The 17,798-nt window shown below is 67.5% G+C and carries 12 protein-coding genes and 1 pseudogene; 5 read left to right on the top strand and 8 right to left on the bottom strand.

Annotation, left to right across the window (positions count from 1 at the left end; genetic code table 11):
* Positions 1–29: 29 nt before the first annotated feature.
* The 3 genes from FCI23_RS42675 to drmD are packed head-to-tail and all read right to left on the bottom strand — an operon-like array spanning position 30 to position 7,321.
* Positions 30–752, bottom strand: coding sequence for a DNA methyltransferase family protein (locus FCI23_RS42675; protein ID WP_136729439.1), 723 nt, complete (start codon positions 750–752; stop codon positions 30–32).
* 45 nt (positions 753–797) lie between these two features.
* Positions 798–4,127 (bottom strand): Eco57I restriction-modification methylase domain-containing protein, encoded by a 3,330-nt coding sequence (locus tag FCI23_RS42670; RefSeq protein WP_136729438.1) that lies wholly within the window; start codon positions 4,125–4,127, stop codon positions 798–800.
* On the bottom strand, positions 4,124–7,321 hold the full coding sequence (gene drmD, locus FCI23_RS42665; protein WP_136729437.1) for a DISARM system SNF2-like helicase DrmD: 3,198 nt from the start codon (positions 7,319–7,321) through the stop codon (positions 4,124–4,126). Before drmD ends, FCI23_RS42670 begins: the two co-directional genes overlap by 4 nt.
* 1,181 nt (positions 7,322–8,502) lie before the next feature.
* Between drmD and FCI23_RS42660 the strand changes: the two genes are divergently transcribed.
* Both FCI23_RS42660 and FCI23_RS42655 read left to right on the top strand, forming a co-directional pair.
* Complete coding sequence (locus FCI23_RS42660) at positions 8,503–9,090, top strand: hypothetical protein (protein ID WP_136729436.1); 588 nt, start codon at positions 8,503–8,505, stop codon at positions 9,088–9,090.
* Between the two features lie 260 nt (positions 9,091–9,350).
* Complete coding sequence (locus tag FCI23_RS42655; protein ID WP_136729435.1) at positions 9,351–9,668, top strand: hypothetical protein; 318 nt, start codon at positions 9,351–9,353, stop codon at positions 9,666–9,668.
* Positions 9,669–9,767: 99 nt separating this feature from the next.
* Here the strand turns inward: FCI23_RS42655 and FCI23_RS42650 are convergent, their stop codons facing one another.
* On the bottom strand, positions 9,768–10,532 hold the full coding sequence (locus FCI23_RS42650; RefSeq protein WP_136729434.1) for a hypothetical protein: 765 nt from the start codon (positions 10,530–10,532) through the stop codon (positions 9,768–9,770).
* A 759-nt stretch (positions 10,533–11,291) separates the two neighbouring features.
* Between FCI23_RS42650 and FCI23_RS42645 the strand changes: the two genes are divergently transcribed.
* Positions 11,292–13,004: a hypothetical protein gene (locus tag FCI23_RS42645; RefSeq protein WP_136729433.1), complete on the top strand. Its 1,713-nt coding sequence runs from the start codon at positions 11,292–11,294 to the stop codon at positions 13,002–13,004.
* A 412-nt stretch (positions 13,005–13,416) separates the two neighbouring features.
* Here the strand turns inward: FCI23_RS42645 and FCI23_RS42635 are convergent, their stop codons facing one another.
* Together FCI23_RS42635 and FCI23_RS42630 are read right to left on the bottom strand one after the other, a co-directional pair.
* Entirely contained in the window at positions 13,417–14,550 is a 1,134-nt protein-coding gene (locus FCI23_RS42635; protein WP_136729432.1) for a HigA family addiction module antitoxin, read from the bottom strand.
* Positions 14,551–14,605: 55 nt separating this feature from the next.
* Positions 14,606–14,977: a hypothetical protein gene (locus tag FCI23_RS42630; protein WP_246144610.1), complete on the bottom strand. Its 372-nt coding sequence runs from the start codon at positions 14,975–14,977 to the stop codon at positions 14,606–14,608.
* A gap of 102 nt (positions 14,978–15,079) precedes the next feature.
* Between FCI23_RS42630 and FCI23_RS42625 the strand changes: the two genes are divergently transcribed.
* Positions 15,080–15,376, top strand: a complete 297-nt coding sequence (locus tag FCI23_RS42625) for a nucleotidyltransferase family protein (protein WP_246144609.1) — start codon at positions 15,080–15,082, stop codon at positions 15,374–15,376.
* Between the two features lie 51 nt (positions 15,377–15,427).
* Positions 15,428–16,668 (top strand): IS3 family transposase gene (locus FCI23_RS42620; RefSeq protein WP_246144608.1). Its coding sequence is split into 2 segments (ribosomal slippage): positions 15,428–15,701 and positions 15,701–16,668, totalling 1,242 coding nucleotides; the frame shifts between segments, so codons are not numbered across the junction.
* A gap of 211 nt (positions 16,669–16,879) precedes the next feature.
* On the opposite strand, the gene FCI23_RS42615 is transcribed toward FCI23_RS42620, so the two are convergent.
* Both FCI23_RS42615 and FCI23_RS42610 read right to left on the bottom strand, forming a co-directional pair.
* On the bottom strand, positions 16,880–17,359 hold the full coding sequence (locus FCI23_RS42615) for a DUF4279 domain-containing protein (RefSeq protein ID WP_136729431.1): 480 nt from the start codon (positions 17,357–17,359) through the stop codon (positions 16,880–16,882).
* Between the two features lie 227 nt (positions 17,360–17,586).
* Positions 17,587–17,798: pseudogene (locus tag FCI23_RS42610) on the bottom strand (PIG-L family deacetylase); the annotation flags it as partial.

The following is a 17,798-nucleotide window of genomic DNA, read 5'->3' as shown; positions in this document are numbered from 1 at the left end:
AAGCCCGCCCACCGACAGTCCAGGCCCGCTCACTTTCCACCCTCCAAGGCGGCGCGCCGGTGATTCTCCTCCAGCAGCCGGTCCAGGAGCTCGAACCGAGCCTCCTTACCGACCGTCCACCGAACACCGATCTTCGTCGAATGATGGCCGATCCCCAGATCGAGGTCGGACCACCCGTACGCCGCGAGCACCGCCGCGTCGATCTCGGCATGCAACTCCCTCAACGCCTGAACCTCTGGGTCCCGGTCGCTGGGGTCGTGGACGTGGTTGTACGTCGTCGACAGCCCCCACCCGCGACTAAACATGAGCTCGCGGCGCTCGGTATGAAGCCGCCGCCCGAGGCGCTCCATCTTCGGGTTGGACTCGGGCCGAGGGAAAGTCAGAAAAACATCCGACGGAGAGTAGTTGATGTCGCGTCGCATCGTCGATGTGTAACGGACAGTCCAAACTGTATGCGCACTAGACGAGAGGCATGCAAGGCCGCCGAAGTCATCGATGGCGAAGACGGCGCACTTGTGTGCAAACACGGGACCTGTCGGGACCCGCACCGGCATCACAGCGTTGCTTACGAGACTGATCGCCAGCACATGCCCGAGATTGCGAACAGTCTCGTACAGCTCGGGTCGAGTGCGTGTGAACCGCCACCATTCTTCGCGTGTTCGAGTTTCCTTGTTGCGGTCGCGTTCGGGCTTGACGAGGCGCCTGACGATGTCGAGGGGTGCGGGGTACTGTTCGGCGCGGTCGAGCGGCAAGTCGCGGAAGTTGATGACCCACCTGCTGGCTGAGCAGTCAGCTCGTTAGTTGAGGTCTTTGCCAATGACGTAGGGGGCCAGCACTTCGGCGTTGCGCGGGTCTAGGTTGATCAGTTCGGTGGCTTGCTCGGCTTCGAGCGTGAATCCCAGGCCGAGGATGGTGCTGCCCTGGAACGCGAGTCCGTCGTTCTCGGCCAGTCGCTGTGGGCGTCCGGTGATGCGGCCGACTGGTTCCAGATCGATGCCGATCGCCGGGGTTTCTTCGCCGTCGAGCCACCGCAGGCTGGTCGCGGAGAGCGGGGCCTGGCTTCCCCAAACGTTGATGATTTCGAGGTTGGCGCTGCGGCTCGGCCAGGGGTGGCTGCTCTGGCCGCGGCGGAGGGTCATTCCCCTTGTTGCTGCCTGGGCGAGGCCCACCTCGAGGGTGTCGCCCTGCACGAGGGTGTTGGTGGTGATGAATCCAAGTTGTCCGCGGTCGGAGAGCAATCGCTGTGCCCGGAGGACGAACCGGGCTGCGAGGTCTGCGCTGCCTTTGGCACTGGCGCCGTCCCAGCGCTGGAGCCAGGCGAGGTACTCCCGACCCATGTGGCCCGAGATTTTCTGGCCGCCGAGGAAGGGCGGGTTGCCGATCACCGCGTCGAATCCCGGGCGGGTGGTGTCGGCGAAGACTTCCGGGAAGGCAAGAGGCCAGTGCAGGGGTTGGCGGGGGCTGGTGGTCTCGGGGCGGCCGGTCTGCAGGTCGTTGGCGACCGTCTTCGCCAGGACATCGGAGTCGTTGTCGTGGCTGAGCGCCCAGGAGAGTCGTAGGAAACGCTTTTCCACGGCTTTTGGTTGTTCGGTGGCTGCCACGAGGCCCGCGGCGGTGACCGCGTCGGCCATGAGGCGCAGTTGACCGCTGGTGTCTTCCGCTTCGGCCAGCAGACGGGTCTTGTGTTCGACGTCGCGGATGGTGATCACGGGGGCAGCGGTGATGCGGCGGCGGAGGTCGGCGGCGCGCTGCAGGAGGGGCCGGACACCTGCGGTCAGATCGAGCAGGCCGTCGTGTATTCGTCGGCCTGCGGCGGGGTCGACGTGGAGCGCTTGGAGTTGGTCGGCGCTGGTCAGCCCGAGCAGGCTGTCGCCTGCCTTCAGACGGTCGTCGAGGAATCCGAAGGGGCGTTCGCGGTCCATGGTGACCAGCCACAGGGAGAGCTTGGCCATCTCGACGGCGAGGGGGTTGAGGTCGACGCCGTACAGGCAGTGCTCGGCGACCAGTCGTCGGGCTTCGATGAGGACCTGGTCGATCTCGGTGTCGGAGGCCAGGGGGTGTCCGGCTCGTTGGCGGACGGCCCGTAGTGCGTCGTCGCGGCCTTCGGCCTGCCAGGCTTCGACGAGGCGGTCGGCCAGATAGCGGCAGGCCGCGGTGAGGAACGCCCCGGAGCCCATGGCGATGTCCGCGACTCGCAACTCCAAGATCGCGGATGAGGGGCGGAGCTGCCAGGTGCCGCGGTCGGCGGTCTCCAGCGGGCCGGGGCGGTAGACCAGCGGCTCCAGGGTGTTTCCGGCGACGTCCTCGGCGAGGGAGCGGGGGGTGTAGTGGGTGCCGCTGGCGGCACGCCGGATGCTGGGCGCGACGAAGCGGCCACCGGGCAGCGTGATGGCCGGCAGTCCCCGCTCGTCGTAGCGGAGCACGGCTGCGAACGGCGCGATGTCGTTGGCCAGGTCGGCGTTGCCGCCCACGGCGCGGTGCACGGCTTGCAGGCGTTCTTGTTCCGGGGGAGTGGCGAACGCCGCGGCGAGTCGGGCTTTGGTCCATCCGGTGCGGGGGGCGGCCCACTCGGCCAGACCCTGGTCGGGTGCGGCCAGGACCTGGAGTGCCTCGGGCAGGGTGACCTCGCACTCGCCTTTGGCACGTGGCCATTTCGGCGGCCGGACCATGCCGAGCACGATGTCTTCGGCGGTGCGGACCTCGAGTTCGAGCAGGCCCTCGTAGACGTAGCCGATCTGCTCGACGTCGAGTGTGCGGAAGCTCAACCGGCGTCGTTCGCCTGCGGCTTCGATGTACTGCACGTCCCGCAGTGTGCGCAGGACGGTGCGGTCGTCGATCGCGGGCACGTGGCTGCCCGGGTCGGCTTCGCTGCCGCGGCGGCCTTCCAGCCACGGGAAGCGGTCAGGGTTGAACATGCTCCCGCCGTAGGCGGGCATGCGCAGGTCTTCGTGGGCGACTCCCTGATGCACGGCGCGCGTGACGGCCAGGAGCCGGTGCCAGGCCCCGGTGCGGTGCTCCAGAGCCTGCTCGCCGAGCAGGCTGGCCTGGGATTCGAGCTGGTCGACGAGCCTTCCGACGCTGTAGGCGGAGACGTAGAGGGCGTCATCGCTGGGCAGCAGGCGGCGTTCCTCGGCGAAGAGCAGGAACACCACCCGCATCATCACCGTGACGACGCCCGCGTACAACTCGTCGTCGTCGACGCCGGCGAGCAGGGTCCGCTCGCTGTCGGCGTCCAGGCGGTCGAGCGTGCCGACGAGCATCTCCACGGCGTCCCGGACCTGCCGGCCGAGGGTCTCGGTGACCTCTTCCTGCCGCTCCAGGCTCTCGGCCAGCAGGGCAGGGAGGGTGTCCCCGGCAGGCACGCCAAGGAACCGGGCGCGCTGCAGTATGGCCACGAAGGCGCGCAGCGTGTCCGGCTCGGTGCTCCACAAGCTCGCGTCCCATACCGCCGCGCCGGTGGTGCCGCCCGGCGGGGCCCAGACCAGCGCCCACCAGCGGCCGTCGGTCACGAGCCCGACGGGGACGTCGCGGGCGCGTAGCAGCACCGCGAGGCGCTCGACGGGACTGGCGGTCCATCCGCCCTCGGTCGTGCGGGTGAGCGGGTGCCGGCCCCATGGGGACAGGGCGCCCAGTAGCCGCCAGGGACCCTGCGTACGCGCGGCCCCCTCCGGTCCCTCGTCCTCGCCGTCCGCCGCCTCCTCTGTCTCGTCGTCGGTGGTCCCGGGCGACTCGTCCTCGTCCTCGTCCTGGTCCGTTTCCTCGACGTGGAAGCCGAAGTCGGCGCGGAGAAAACCGAATCCGTGGGTCGGAACCGGCTCCGCGAGGGCGTCCGGGATCAACTCCCCGTCCAAGAGGTGGTCTTGCCAGTCCAGAACATCCCGAAGGACGGTGGTCACCAGCTGCCGACGGCCCGCCCCCGTGTCCTGGAGCACTCGCTCCACGGCGGGGCGCAGCCGTGCCCGGTGCTGTCCGGGGACGGTCGCCAGGCCGTCGGGAAACACCCGGTGCACGACCGGCAGGGTCAGGAACGGACCGGAGGTCTGCAGGAGCTCGAGCCAGCCGTGCCGGCGGCGGATCGCCTCGTTGACGCCACCTGGCCGGCGGGGACGGTGTCGGGTGGCGCTCATCGGGTTGCCTCCGGGTCGGGAACGATCAGGGCCACGGCGAAGGGGAAGACCAACTCGCGGACGTCGGAGTAGCGGGACTCCACCGCGGCGAGTTCTCGTTCGCGTTCCTCATCCAGCGCGGCGAGGCGGTCCGCCCAGGCCTTCTTGTCGCGTTCCACCTGCCTGCGCTCTTCGATCTCGAGGTCGTCGAAGCCCAGCTGGGTCGGGCCAGGGCCCTCCAGCGCGCTGGACAAAGTCGCGCGGAGCTGGTCGAAGATCGCCTGGACCCCCTTGGCCTCGGCCGCTGCCCGGCTCTGGAGTTCTCGACTCATGGTGGCCAGGCGTTCCGAGGCACGAACGCGGACGTCATTGGCCAGCAGCGGCACCAGGCCGTCCCACTGCTGGGCCAGTTGAGCCTTGGCGTCGGCGGGTGCCGGGCGGCAGGCGTCCGGTTCCAGGGCCTGCTCCACCGCCTCGCGCAGCTCCCCGTAGCGGGGCTGCTCCAGCTCCAAGCGCCGTGAGCGACCGGCAGCGGGAACCTCACGGCCCGTCAGGACGACCTCCTCGTGCAGGCGGGCCCCGTCCTTGCCGACGACCACCAGGCGGGAGAACACTGCCACCAAAAGCCCGTCCACCGCGGCTCGGGCAGGCAGCGAGGCCCGGACCGCGGCCACCCGGTTCAACGTCGTGCGGCCGCCCCAGATGGCGCTGCGCAGCAGGCGGATGCCCTGCGCGACCAGCGGATGCTCCAGGTGGGCCAGCACAATGTCGTCCCGGTCGCCGACGACGCCCTGATCGAAGGAGAGCGGCCGTGAGAGTCCCGTGAGCGGGTCGGCGAGGCCGAACACCGTGCGCTCCCACCCGGCACGCAAGGTCGGCGGATCGATCTCGCCGTTGCCGCGGTCGATCAGAGGCGGTTGCCCGGCCAGCTCCAGCGCGGTGTCGACGACCCGCCGTACGTTGGCAGGCCCGACATGCAGACGGCGTTTGCTCTCTTCAAGCTGCAGGCGCAGCTTCCGTGCCTGTTCCCGCAGGTCCTGCTCGGCCTTGAGCACCGTTGTCGCGGTACTGGCGGTCACCGCCAGGGGATCGACCAGGACGGGCCGGCCGAGCATCCGCAATTCGATCGCGTGCGCCAGCACGGGGTTCACGCTGCCCAGATCCTCGCGCTCGGTCGCGACCTTCTCCGCCACGCGACTGAGGAACTCCAAATCACCCTCATAGGAACCGGCGTCCGCCTGCTCCCAGCCGGCACCGACGAAGTGCATGACCTCGACCTCGTGGCGCTGGCCGCGCCGGTCGACACGCCCGATGCGTTGCTCGAGCCGGTTGGGGTTGAAGGGGATGTCGTAGTGGATGACCCGATGGCAGTGCCGTTGCAGGTCGATGCCTTCGCTGGCGGTATCGGTGGCCAGCAGGATGCGGACCTTGTCACGTGCGGGGTCGGCCTGGAAGGCGGCCTTGAGATGCTCGCGCTTGGCGGTGTCCATCCCGCCGAAGAGCAACCCCATGCGCTCGCCCCCCATACCCCGGGAATCGAGCAGCTCAGCGAGCCAACGCTGAGTGTCGCGGTACTCGGTGAAGATGATGACGCGCTCATCGCTCCAGCCGTCACCCGGGCGGCAGATCCGATCGAGTTCGGCCACCAGAGCGTTCGCCTTGCTGTCCGACCGCTCGGCGTGGCGCTCCACCCAGGCAACCATCGCCTCAAGCAACTCCCGGTCCTCGGGGTCCGCTCCAGCGCCGACCTCGGCCGCACGAGTGACCAGATCCTGCACGCGGTTGTCGGCGGACCCCGGCACGCCCCCCAACTGCAGCATGTCCCCATCCCCGGGGGCAGCGTCGTCGAAGACGTCCTCAACCTCGTCGTCCCACCCAAGGGCCTCATCGAGCCACGCGGGCATGTCCGCGGCCGCGCCGGCCCCTCCACCCTGCCGATTCACGGTGGCCGCATGCGCGGTGAGCGTGTGCGCGAACGCGGCGGGGGAGGAGAACAACCGCTTCTTCAGCAGAAGCGTGATCAGGTCATTGGCACGAACGGCGACCTGCCCGGGCACGCGACGACGACGGCCGGCGTAGGCCTCGAGCAGGCCGTGGATCTCCCGCTCGCCCTGCGTGTACCTGACGTCGACGGCCCGCGTCGTGCGGCGCCGGAAGACCGGCTGCCCGTCGGCGTCGATGAGCTGCGCCTTGAGCCGGCGGACCATCACCTGCCGCAGAACCTCAGGGTCAGGGGGAACTCCGCGGGTGAAACGCTGCGGGTCCAGCATGGCCAGCAGCGCCTGCCACGACTCGCTGTACCCGTTGTGGGGCGTCGCGCTCAGGAACAACCGGTGCTGACTGTGCTCTCCCAACCCTCGCACGGCCCGGGTCTGCAGACTGTCCACGGCGTAGCCGCGACCCCGCGCGGGAGCGGGCGGAGCGCAGTGATGGGCCTCGTCCACGATCAGCAGGTCGAAGAACCCGGGGTGGCGAGTCTGCGGTGTGAGGACCTCGTCCAGCAGCCGCTGCACACGCGGCGTACGGAGCCAGGGCAGGCTGATGATCGCGCGCGGGTAGACGGTGAAAGGGTTGGCTTCCAGCCCGTGGGTCCGGCGCAACTCCCGCAGCGCCGAAGCGTCGAGTACGACGAAGTCCAGCCCGAACTTCTCCGTCATCTCCTCGCGCCACTTCGTGGTCAGCGGCGCCGGGCACACCACCAGAACCCGGCGGGCCCTGTGACGTAGTAGGAGCTCCTGGATCACCAGCCCGGCCTCGATCGTCTTACCCAGGCCCACGTCGTCCGCGATCAGCAAGTTCACCCGGGGCATCGCCAGGGCCCGGGCGACGGGCTCGAGTTGGTACTCCTCGATGGTGATACCCGAACGGAACGGGGCCTGCAGGGTCTGGGTGTCGGCGCTGGCGACGGTGCCCCAGCGGACCGCGTCAAGGAAAGCGCCGAGGCGCTGCGGATCGTCCCAGCCGGTCTCGGTCACCGCGGGCAGCTGCGTGGAGGGAACCACCTCGCGGCCGGGCTCGACCTCCCAGACCAGGGTGAGTTCCTCACCCAGATCGTCGTCACTGACGCTGTTCAGCGTTACGAGAGTCCGCCCGGGCGGCGTTGCAGCCGCCAGCTGGTCCTCGGGCTGGCGACTGCGATCAAGCTGAGACACCACCCACTGCTGCCCACGCACACGAACCAGCTGACCGACCTCAAGCGCGTCCGGCGCTGACATCACCACAGAAAGGCCCCCCTTTTCGCAGGATCTTACGGGGAGTTGGCGCCCGACCGCAGGTGGGTGGGCTGCTGAGCTTAGGGTCAGCGAATCGGCCCGCCGTCGTAGGCGTGTGGGCGACCCAGCTGCCCATCACCCGCCGACGACCCCCGTGGTGAGTAGGATGGCTGCCGCAGAAGCGGAGAGTCGACTACTGCGAACTGCGCGCGAACCGACGCCGCATACGCGCCGCTGGTCGGCGGACTGGGACGGCTCATCGTCGACGGCCAGCAGAACCTCACCGATGCCCGCTACGGATACCCCGCCATGGTCGCCGCCGGCATCACCGTCGCGGTCCTGGCCATCGCCACCCTGCTCGGCCTCCTCCAGCGGCTGATCACCTTCCTCGGACTCATTCCGTCCGGTACCCGCCCACGCAAGTCGCTGACCTGCCGTGGTCAGTTTTCCCAGGGCGGAACTCACCACGGGCCGGCGCGCAGCTGGCTCCAGCGCCTGCGGCCGAGCTGTCCGGCCAGGACGACCAGGCGCTCGCGCTGCTCCCGGCGTCAGCCGAACCGGATACGCCGGTCGCGGAAGCGCCGGCCAGTGAGATGGTCGGGCTGTGCCAGACCCACGACAGGCACCTGCCGGACATCAGCCTCGCCGCACCGCGCCGGGCACGGGGCGTCGACCCCGGCTTCCCGGCCCCCGGTCGACAAGCGCGGCCAGGAAGCGCAGGTGGGTCTGCAACCGGCCCCGCGCCACAGCCCCCGACCGGTGAGCCTGGGAAGCGGGCGGCCCACTCGTCACCCGGCGGTCCTGGCGGCAGACAGGCCGGTGTCCGGAGGCGGAGAGTTGGTTTTTGCCCGGCCGGATCGGCTGGCGACCTGCCAAATTCCAGGACAGTGGCGTGCGCCGGTAAACCCCTCGTGCTGCGCGCGGGGAGGTGTCAGTCTTACGCCATGCAATTCGTGTCGGACCATGTGCTCAACACCCTCCGATACATAGGGGCGATGAATCGCATCGGAGTCGTCCTCTCCCGTATCGAGGCGGATGCCTTCTCGCGATCTCGCCCGCCGAAAGCCGTCATCGCACTGTCCGAGCGCTTGATGCGGACGGTGGGGGCGGTCGACATGGATTCGCCCGAACCAGTCGCTGGATACCTCATGCGGGTGAGATGGATCGTCGACTCCCCTCACGGGGTGGTGCTCACCGAACTCGGCAAGGGTGTCCTGCGCTCAGCTGACGATGGCTACGAGCACAGCAGCCCAGACCACCTCGTTGCCGACGTCGCGCTGCACCCTGAAGACCCCCTTCTCTACACCGCCCTCACCCGTCGGTTCGCCAAGGCCGGCGCAGGACTGTTGGTCGACCCGTACTTCAAGGCCGACCACTTGCCCTGGCTCGTGGAAACCACCCTCCTGCGCCGCGTCATGGTGACAGACAAGCAGAAGCCGGCCGACCTGTCGTCTCTCCGAGTCGCGCTCGCCACAGTTCCCGGTGCGAACGAAGTCGAGATCCGCGTCGGGGATGGGAAGCAGATCCACGATCGCTGCCTGATCGAAGAAACCCGTCAGGTCGTCCTGCTCGGCGCCTCCATGACTGGCATCGGCAAACACCTGACGGCTCTGTTCGCGCCCGGCCCTCCGATCCAACAGGCATACCGCGACACCTACGAGCGCTTGTGGCAGAGCGCCGAGACCCTCGCGCCGCAACACCCGATTACACCGCCAAGGAGCCCCGAAACGGGACTTTCACGTGCGCAGACCGGGCAGACACTTGCCGAGTAGCCGCCATCAGTAGCCGACGGCTCGCGGGGGCCTGGGCGGCGCGGCACCCCCGACGGGCAGCTCGCGCCGCCCCACGGCGGGGTGCCGGATCCTCCCGGCGACCACGACCGGCCACGCCGCGATAGCAGAAAACGGGCGGCCGACAGGAATACCCGAGCCGGCCACGGTTCCGTCGTCTCTGTGTGGGCCTGGGGGGCGGTCACAGAGCCCGACGGGCTTTGTAATGACGCAGGGCCGTACACGAGGCAGAGGAACTGCTGGTGCGGTTGCCGGACGGACGGGAAGGCAACTTCCTCTTGCGGGACGACGCCAACCTGAACACCGGATTGCTCACGATCTCGGGTGGGTGCAGATCTTTTGAGGGTGTCTGGCACGAGCGTGACCTGCGGGTTCGTGATCCAGCACCGCTACGCCGTGTCAGTTACGCCCGGCCGCTCGGCGCCGACGCGGACGAACGGGTGCTGTGGGAGACAGACGGGCAGGTCGGCCGCGATGGGCGCCGTGGCGACGATGGACTCGATCCGTACAAAACCGCAGGTGGGACAGACCCTCAAAAGATCTGCACCCATCTCGGGTAGCGGAGCCCGCCGTTCTGAGCCTTGCGGCCGCCCTGGCCTGCCCCCACAGCCCTTGCGGACCGAGACCTGGGTGGCGCGGCCGCCACGCAGCCGAGAGAGTCAGCCGCCCAGAATCCCTGCAATACCCTGACCGAGTTGCGCTGCTGCTGTGCCGGTGGAAAGCAGCATGTTGAGGGTGTTGACTGCGTTCTTGAATCGTTCCCCCAGCCCCACACGGTGAAGCTCTTCCTGCGCACTCGGCACGCGAACCATGGCACCCATCAGCGCGAACAACGCATCATCGAGTGGCTGAGTGCCCGCAAACCGCACGCTGTGCGCCGCCTGGAGCAGAGCGTGCAGGTGGCGCAGCATCAGCAGCTTGAACTGGTCAGGCAACTGCGCTTCCGACACCTCCTGCATCAGTTCAGTGATCATCTCGATGATGCGGGCGATTTCTTCATCGGAGATGGTGTGCTCGGGGACTTCTCGATGCAGCTCGTATGAGCAGTGCGCCAGGGAGTTGATGGCCGCCGACCGGGGCACCTCCCCATTGGTCGAAAATATACAAAACATTTGAAAGAGTGGTTGGCGATTCAGCAAGGCCGCCATGCCGTTCTCGATCTCGTCCAGATGCTGCACCAGGTCCGCTTTGCGGTCGTCGTCAGATGGCAGAGCCGCTACGCCTTCACGCACTTGTTGAGGCAGTGCCGCTACACCACTCACGATCATTGCCTCACCGGACAATCCGCCTTCGTTACCAATCAGCGTCACAATGGCCTGCCATGCGGGGACGGACTTCTGCTGCTGGTCCGATGGGAACGCGGTGTGCAGATCCAGCAAGAGCTTGTGTAGGCGGCCGGCCGGATTGTCGAGGTACTGAGCCATGCCGTCAGATTAGTCAGAGACAGTACGCAGATCACTTGGGGGGTGATGTCTGGCCCGACTCCGGCGAGTTTGGCCGGGTTCTGCGTTGGTCTGGCCTCGTCCGCGCACCAGGATATCGTCCACCTTGCTGACCCTCCGGGCCTGGAAGCGGACATGGGTGGGGCTGATGTGATCGCCAAGGGCGGGAACCGGAGTCTGCGTGAGCAGATGAGACAGCAGTACAGCTCCGTAGCGGTGCTCCGCCACTGTTCCGCCCCCGCCCGTCGCGTACGGGCCGACGTCCGAGACCGAAGGCTTGGGGACAGCGCGATGCTCATTCCGCAGCACGTGGGCCAGATTCGCCGCGTAAGGCTTGCCATTGAACTTGCTCGGGGCCTTGGCCTGCTGCTTTGCGTAGTGATGGGAATTCACTCGTAGTTCCTTCAGGGCAGCCGGTCCCGTGACCCGGCGGCCGAAACGAGTGCTCACCCGGCGGACACTGTGCTGCTGCTAAGCCACTTTCGACTCCGATGAACGTGCGTCACGGTCACGGGCCATGACGGCAGAGCCGAGGCCGTCACAGGCGGCCCAATCAGGAAAACGCCCGTGCCCTCAGTCGGTTACGCCATCCGCGCGAGTCTGGTCGTGCCATCTGTAGTCGTCGCCGCCCCCGACGGGAATGTCAGAGGCCCGGCCTAGGCTGCGTACGTGACGATTCCTGCGCCTGCACAGACAGACATCGACGCAGCGATAACCGGCCTCTCACGCAACGGCCAGGCCGTGGATGCAGAGACCGCCGGCGTTAGCGACCTGGCCGCAGCGTTGGGCGTGCTGCGCCGGGTGGATGGCGGGGAGACCGTCGTGGACGCCGATGTGCTGGCAGCTCATGACCTCCTCTACGCAAGCGTGCTGCGCCACCGGGACAGCGGTTGTATGCGGCGGCTGGCGGAGGTGCTCGTGAGTAGGGGAGTGGTGCCAAAGCCCTGGGATTACGACGGCGAGTGGTGGCTGTGGTGGCCCAAGACTGGGCGCGGTCCGTGCCGAGACTGCGGCAAGCCCCGTTCCCTGACGCGTTTTTCGGCTCGCGTCGGTAAGGAGTACCGCTATCTGTGCGCACGGTGCCGGGCCGCGGAGCGTGACCACGACGCACAGACGGCAGAACAGCTGTGGGCCACGCTCGGGACGCTGTCTCAGCCCAAGGGTCAGGCTGTTGCCGACCGGGCGCCCTCCCCACAGGCCGGCAGCGACGGCGCCCAGGCGGCGTCCACGCGGGATGAAACCAGCGGCCGTCCCTCCGCCGAAGAATGGGACCGCTATGTGGAGCGGCTGCACGAACTGCTGGCCTCGCTGGAGTGGGCGGGCTTCGACCTGCCGGAGTCCTGGGACAGCGACTGGGACCCGCAGACGGGTGCGCTGCTGTTCTCGGAGACCTGGCGCGGTGACGGGTGTGTGGTGGCCGAGTACCGACCAGGCGAGGGTGTGCTGGCCCTGCGGCCTTTCGATGACGTGATGGGGGACTGGCCCGAGTCCTACTCCCTGCTGGACACCAGCCTGGAGGTAGCTGTCGCAGCAGCCGGCCAGGACGAGGTGACCGCCGTCGCCCATGCGGCGGGGGAGGCGGGGCTGCTGGATGCCACCCACGTCTGCGTCGCCGACTCCGCTCCCCAAGACGCGAAGGATGAGTTCGCCATCCGGCGGATCCGCCGGATTTTCCAACCGGCCGCCGACTACCGGCAACTCCCGTTGAGCGACGTGCTGCGGGAGATCACCGAGAACGAGTGGCTGAGTGCCTACCTGGACATGGTCGTCGGCATGGTGGGACAGGACGTGGCACCCGACATCGTGCCGGACGCTGCCGCGCTGGGCGTGGCCGCCTGGTGCTGGCGAAACGACACCGCTGTGGAAGCGCACCACCTGGAGACCGACGTGCTGATGGCGCGCGTCAATATGACCGTCACCCGCGTCACCCAGCAGCACGTTTGCCCGGTTGAGGGCATCGACTGGTACGGCATCGAGGCCGCACTGATGGACCCCCAGTGGGCACTGCCCGACGGCACCGCGATCCGGTCGCTGTTCGGGAACGGCTGGGCGGAAGTGGCCTCCACGGTCAGCGCCGAACTGAAGCGCTGGCGACAGATCGACCACGAGATCCTCGGTCCCGACACCACGCTGATTCTGATGAGCATCGGTGGCTCCACCAGCTACACGGACTCCTGGTGGGGGCAGCGCCGCTGGCGCAGCATCTGCTGGCGCATCGTCGAGGACGCCCTCACCGCAGGCTTCACTCTGCCGCACCCCTACAACGACCGTGGTGCACACGCCCTCATTGCCGACCTTGACCATCCCGATCTGGTATCGGACAGCGTCCTCGACTGGCTCATCGACCTGCCCGAGGCCGGTGTCGATGGCCCGCGCGGTTTGCGGTTCAACACCGTCACCAGGCCGCTGCAGCGCTGCTGGGATCCGTACTGGCTCGCCGAAAGCCAGCCCTGAACTCCCGACTACCCGCCCACCGGCCGCAGGGTGCCGCGGTTTCCCGGCCCCGGCCGCTGACGATCTGGCGAAGCTGGTCATGGCCCAGGAAGGCGCACGGGATGTGGCGGGCGGGCGCAACGCGCTGGAGCATGAACTCGCGGACTGCCTATGGTCCGTCCTGATCCTGGCCCACCGGCACCGTGTCGATCTCGATTCCGCCTTCCGTCGCGCGATGACCGAACTGGACGAGGCGATCCGTGCTCGACTACCCGGTGATGGCCAACCACCCAGCCGCCGCTCCAACCCTGAGGCGCGCATCACGGAGACGGACGCGCGCCGGCAGATTCGATGCAGCACTAATCGGATCGCTGCCGGCGTCCAGGTCATCCTGACCTTCATCGCACCAGGCCAGCCTGAGGTTGGAAAACTCTCACTCTGTGGCTTTGGTGTTTTGGACGGTGGTGAAGGCTGTCAGGTCGAATCCGCGTTTGAGTTTGTTTCCTTCGCTCCAGTCCAGGGCTTTGTCGTACTGGAGACGGCCGACGACGATGCCGGGGGCGATGCCCGCTTGTTCGGCGAACCGTTGGATGTTGGTGAAGGGTCTGGGCCGTCGGCGCAGGGTTTCGTAGGCGGGGGCGTGTGCGGGTGGGATGAGGATCTGGGAGGCGAAGGCGTTGGCTTCCTCTTCGGCGGTGCTGGTGCCGTTGAACGGGTCGTCGTCGAGGAAGGTGAGGCGTTTGCCGTGCAGGAGGACATGCCCGACCTCGTGGAAGACGGTGAACCAGAACCGGTCGTCTTTCTTGTGACGGTCGGTGAGGGCGATCATGACCTTGTCTGGGCTGAGCCAGCGGGTGGCGCCGGACAGGCTGGTGTTCTTGAAGGCGGGAGAAAAGATCACGGCTACCCCCGCCGTGGCGCACAGCGCCGGTAGCCGCGTGAGCCAGAGCTCGGGTTCCTGGCTGCTGAGCGCACGGAGCTCCGGCAGCAGGTCATGCAGCGCCTCCCGCTGGTAGGGCATGCACGGGCGTCGGCGTGCCTCCAGCACGCCTAGCCGGAGCCAGGCGTACGTCGCGTACTCGTTCGGCGGCGTCGTGGTCGAGCGCCGGAAGGCGGTGCTGTAGCCGCTCCAGAGGTCTTCGGCGACGGCAGGGCTGGCGACACCGAAGAAGTCCAGGAGTTGACGGAGGTTGGCGACGGTCTTGCCCCGGTCGGGCAGGACGCCACGGGCCACGAGGTCGGCCAGCGGGAACTTGTCCAGCCATCCGATCTGGTCGGTAAGGGCTTCGTGTTCCGCCTGCCGCACCAGCTGGGTGCGCCAGGCGGCTTCCAGGGTGTTCCACACGGTGGCGGGGACGCCGGTGGTGCGTTCGAGCAGAAGCGCGGTTTCCGGGCTGAGGGCTGCGGTGCCCTGCACGATCTGGTTGACGTGCTTGGTCGACAGGCCGGTGTGGCGGGCGAGGTCGGCCTGGGAAATGCCGAGCTCCTCCAGGGTCTCCTTGAGGGTCTCCCCGGGGGGCGACACGGTCTGGGGGGCGTACTCGTGCGGGGGGGCGCCGAGGGTCATCGGAGTGCCTCTCTCCTGGCGAGGAAGGGGCCGTGGGGGCGGTGGGCGGCGGGGGTCACGGGACGATGGCGGTGACGACGAGGGCGCGGACGGCGTGCTCGTCGAGCCGTCCGTCGGGGAGCGCGGGGGCCGGGTCGTCGCGGGGGCGTACGAGGAGGTCGGCGGTCGCTCCCAGGGAGATCAGCAGGTAGCCGTCGCCGCGGTCGGGATGGCGGCGGAGGCGGGTGGCAGGCAGGCGGCGGAGTTCGGCCAGGTGGGTGACGGCGGAGATCTCTCCCAGCCGTCTGCGAATCGTCGAGGCCAGCGCAGGGCCGTAGCGGCTGCGCCTGACGTCGTCGTCGTTGCAGATCCGGGCTACCTCACCGTCGCCGAAGAGGATCTTCAACTGCCACCCCAGGAACCGATTGCGTATACCGGACTGGTGCATGCTAACCTCTCGGCCAAGGTCAATTGATCTCATGCACCTACTAGGTTCATGAAACTTTGAGTACGGTGCGCGGGATGGTCCCGTGGAGGAAGGCGGGACGGTATGGCGGGGGAGAGTTATGTCGATCACAAGGTGCTGGCGCAGCACGCCGAGGACAAGGTGAACGTGCCGCGGGAAGCGGCCAAGGAGCGCCGGCGGCAGGTCAACCACCTGCGGGAACGGCTGGAGTCCTACATCGACGACCATCCGGACTACGACCTGGTCAAGCTCCGGGCGTCGGGCAGCACCGCGAAGCACACCGCGATCCAGCGCCGCAAGGGCGAGGGCTCCGACGCCGACGTCGCCGCCTATGTCCGCTCCTGCGACCCTGACATGCCCGAGGCCGGCCTGCTGGAGTGAACCGCTCCGGGTTTGACCGAGACTCGATCACTTGGAAGGATCGAGTCCGTTATGCCGAAGCAATATCCCAGTGAGGTCCGCGAGCGGGCAGTGCGCCTGGTCATGGAGACCCGTGATCAGTACAAGACCGAGTACGAAGCGATCCGCTCGATCGGAGCCAAGTTCGACGTCGGGGTCGAGAGCCTGCGCAAGTGGGTCCGCCAGGCCGAGGTCGACACCGGCATCAAGCCGGGCACCACGACTGAGGAGTCGGCTCAACTCAAGGCGCTCAAGCGGGAGAACGCCGAACTCAAGCGCGCGAACGAGATCCTGAAAGCTGCGGCGTCTTTCTTCGCGGCCGAGCTCGACCGGCCACACACACGCTCGTAGCGTTCATTGACGAGCACCGGGACCGCTTCGGCGGCGTCGAGCCGATCTGCAGGACGCTCACTGAGCACGACTGCGGCATCCACCCGTCCACCTACTACGCGTACAACAAGCGCGTCCTGTCCGCGCGCGCCCGGCGCGACGCGGAACTCACCGCACTCATCAAGGAGGTCCATGAGAAGAACTACGGCGTCTACGGTGTCCGCAAGGTCTGGCGTGAACTCCTGCGCCAGGGCCATCAGGTCGCCCGCTGCACCGTCGAGCGCCTCATGCGCGCCCAGGGGCTGTCAGGAGCCGTGCGAGGCAAGAAAGTTGTCACCACCGTAGCCGACAAGAACCTCGAACGGGCACCCGACCTGCTCAAGCGCAAATTCGTGGCCGCCGCGCCGAACCGGGTCTGGGTCACCGACTTCACCTACGTGCAGTCCTGGGCCGGCACCGTGTACGTCGCCTTCGCGGTCGACACGTTCTCACGCCGGATCGTGGGCTGGGCGGCGGCGACCAACAAGCGCACCCAGTTCGTTCTGGACGCCCTCGACATGGGTCTGTGGCAGCGCGAACGCGCAGGAATCCCGGTACGCCCGAAGGAGCTGATCCACCACTCCGACGCCGGCTCGCAATACACCAGCTTCCGCCTCGCCACCCACCTGGCCGCGGAACACATCGCGGCAAGCATCGGCACCGTCGGAGACGCCCTGGACAACGCCCTCATGGAATCGACCATCGGTCTGTACAAAACCGAGTTGATCAAACGTCAGGGCCCCTGGCGCACCCTCACCGACGTCGAGATCGCAACCGCCGAATGGGTGGACTGGTACAACACCAGCCGCCTCCACAGTGAGCTCGCTCACGTCCCACCCATCGAGTACGAGGAAGCCTACTACCGCCAGAACCATCCAAACCTGCAGGCCACAGCCACAAACTAGAGTCTCTGGAGAACCCGGAGCGGTTCACTACCAGGAGGCCCTGCTTTCATGCGCACACGAGCGGAAGATCATCCGAACCGGCGGCCCGCCCCGCACTCCCGTGCGACTGACACACGTCAAGATCGGTAAGAGGACAGCTTCTGAGGCGTTGGAGGCGCGATTCTCACGGGATCTGGCAGTTTCCGGGTCTGCATGGGCTTTCAGGTTGGGCTCATTCGCCGGGTTTATGCGGGGTCATGTCGTACTCGTCGATATCGAGAGCCGCTCCGGTAGCGGTGAGGAAGTCCAGCACGTCGCGGTCCAGATGCCAGCCGAACAGGTTGGGGCCTTCCGGAGTCCCCGGCTGGAGGGGCTGCTGTTCCTGGTCGGTGTCGTTGAAGTAGCGCACGACCTCCAGGACTGCGCCACCGTGTTCTTGTTCCTCGGCGGCCAGATGACCGGCGAGTTCGGCGATTCGGTCCGTGTGCGGCCGAAGCCTGTCCAGGACGCGGGTGATCTGCTCGTCGACACGCAAGCCGGGCTCTCGACACACGATCTTCCACGAGTGGCTCACCGGTCTCACCGCGGGTTCGGTGAAGCGGCTGCCGAGGACGGATACCTCGTCAGGTTCGATTCCCAGCAGCGCGGTCATCTCCGCTGCGGAGGTGCGCTGGCTGAACAACGCGAAGTAGACGTACTGACGGAGAGGCATCCGGGGACGATATCTGTGGGACGGTGGCTGGTCCAGGGACGACGATCACGACTCTGGTGAGACAAGCCAGGTCAGATGAGACTCAATCCACCCCAAAAGGTGAAAACCGGGCACAGCCAGCCATGCACACCGAGAATCGACCGACTACCGCCTGAGCCTCCGGGTGTGTGACCCGCTCGATCGTGCCGTGCGGTCGATGCGCTTTCCCGGCCGGTCGGACGGGCGGATCAGCGCAGTCCGGCGAAGAGATCGTTCTCGGGTATGGCCGCGCCGGTGGCGTCCTGGACACGTACGAAGGTCTCCATGCCCATCAACTCGCCGAACCTCTCCTTGCCCATCTTGAGGAAGAAGATGTTCTCGCCCTGACTGGCGTGCGCGGCCAAAGCGTCGAACTTCTGACCGCTGAACGCGGTGGTGTCCACCCACGTGGTGATCTCAT

Origin of the sequence: Actinacidiphila oryziradicis, assembly GCF_005047355.1 — a bacterium.
Classification (GTDB): domain Bacteria; phylum Actinomycetota; class Actinomycetes; order Streptomycetales; family Streptomycetaceae; genus Actinacidiphila; species Actinacidiphila oryziradicis.
Note: the sequence above shows the minus strand (reverse complement) of the source record. Positions and strands in the feature narration are given on the sequence as shown.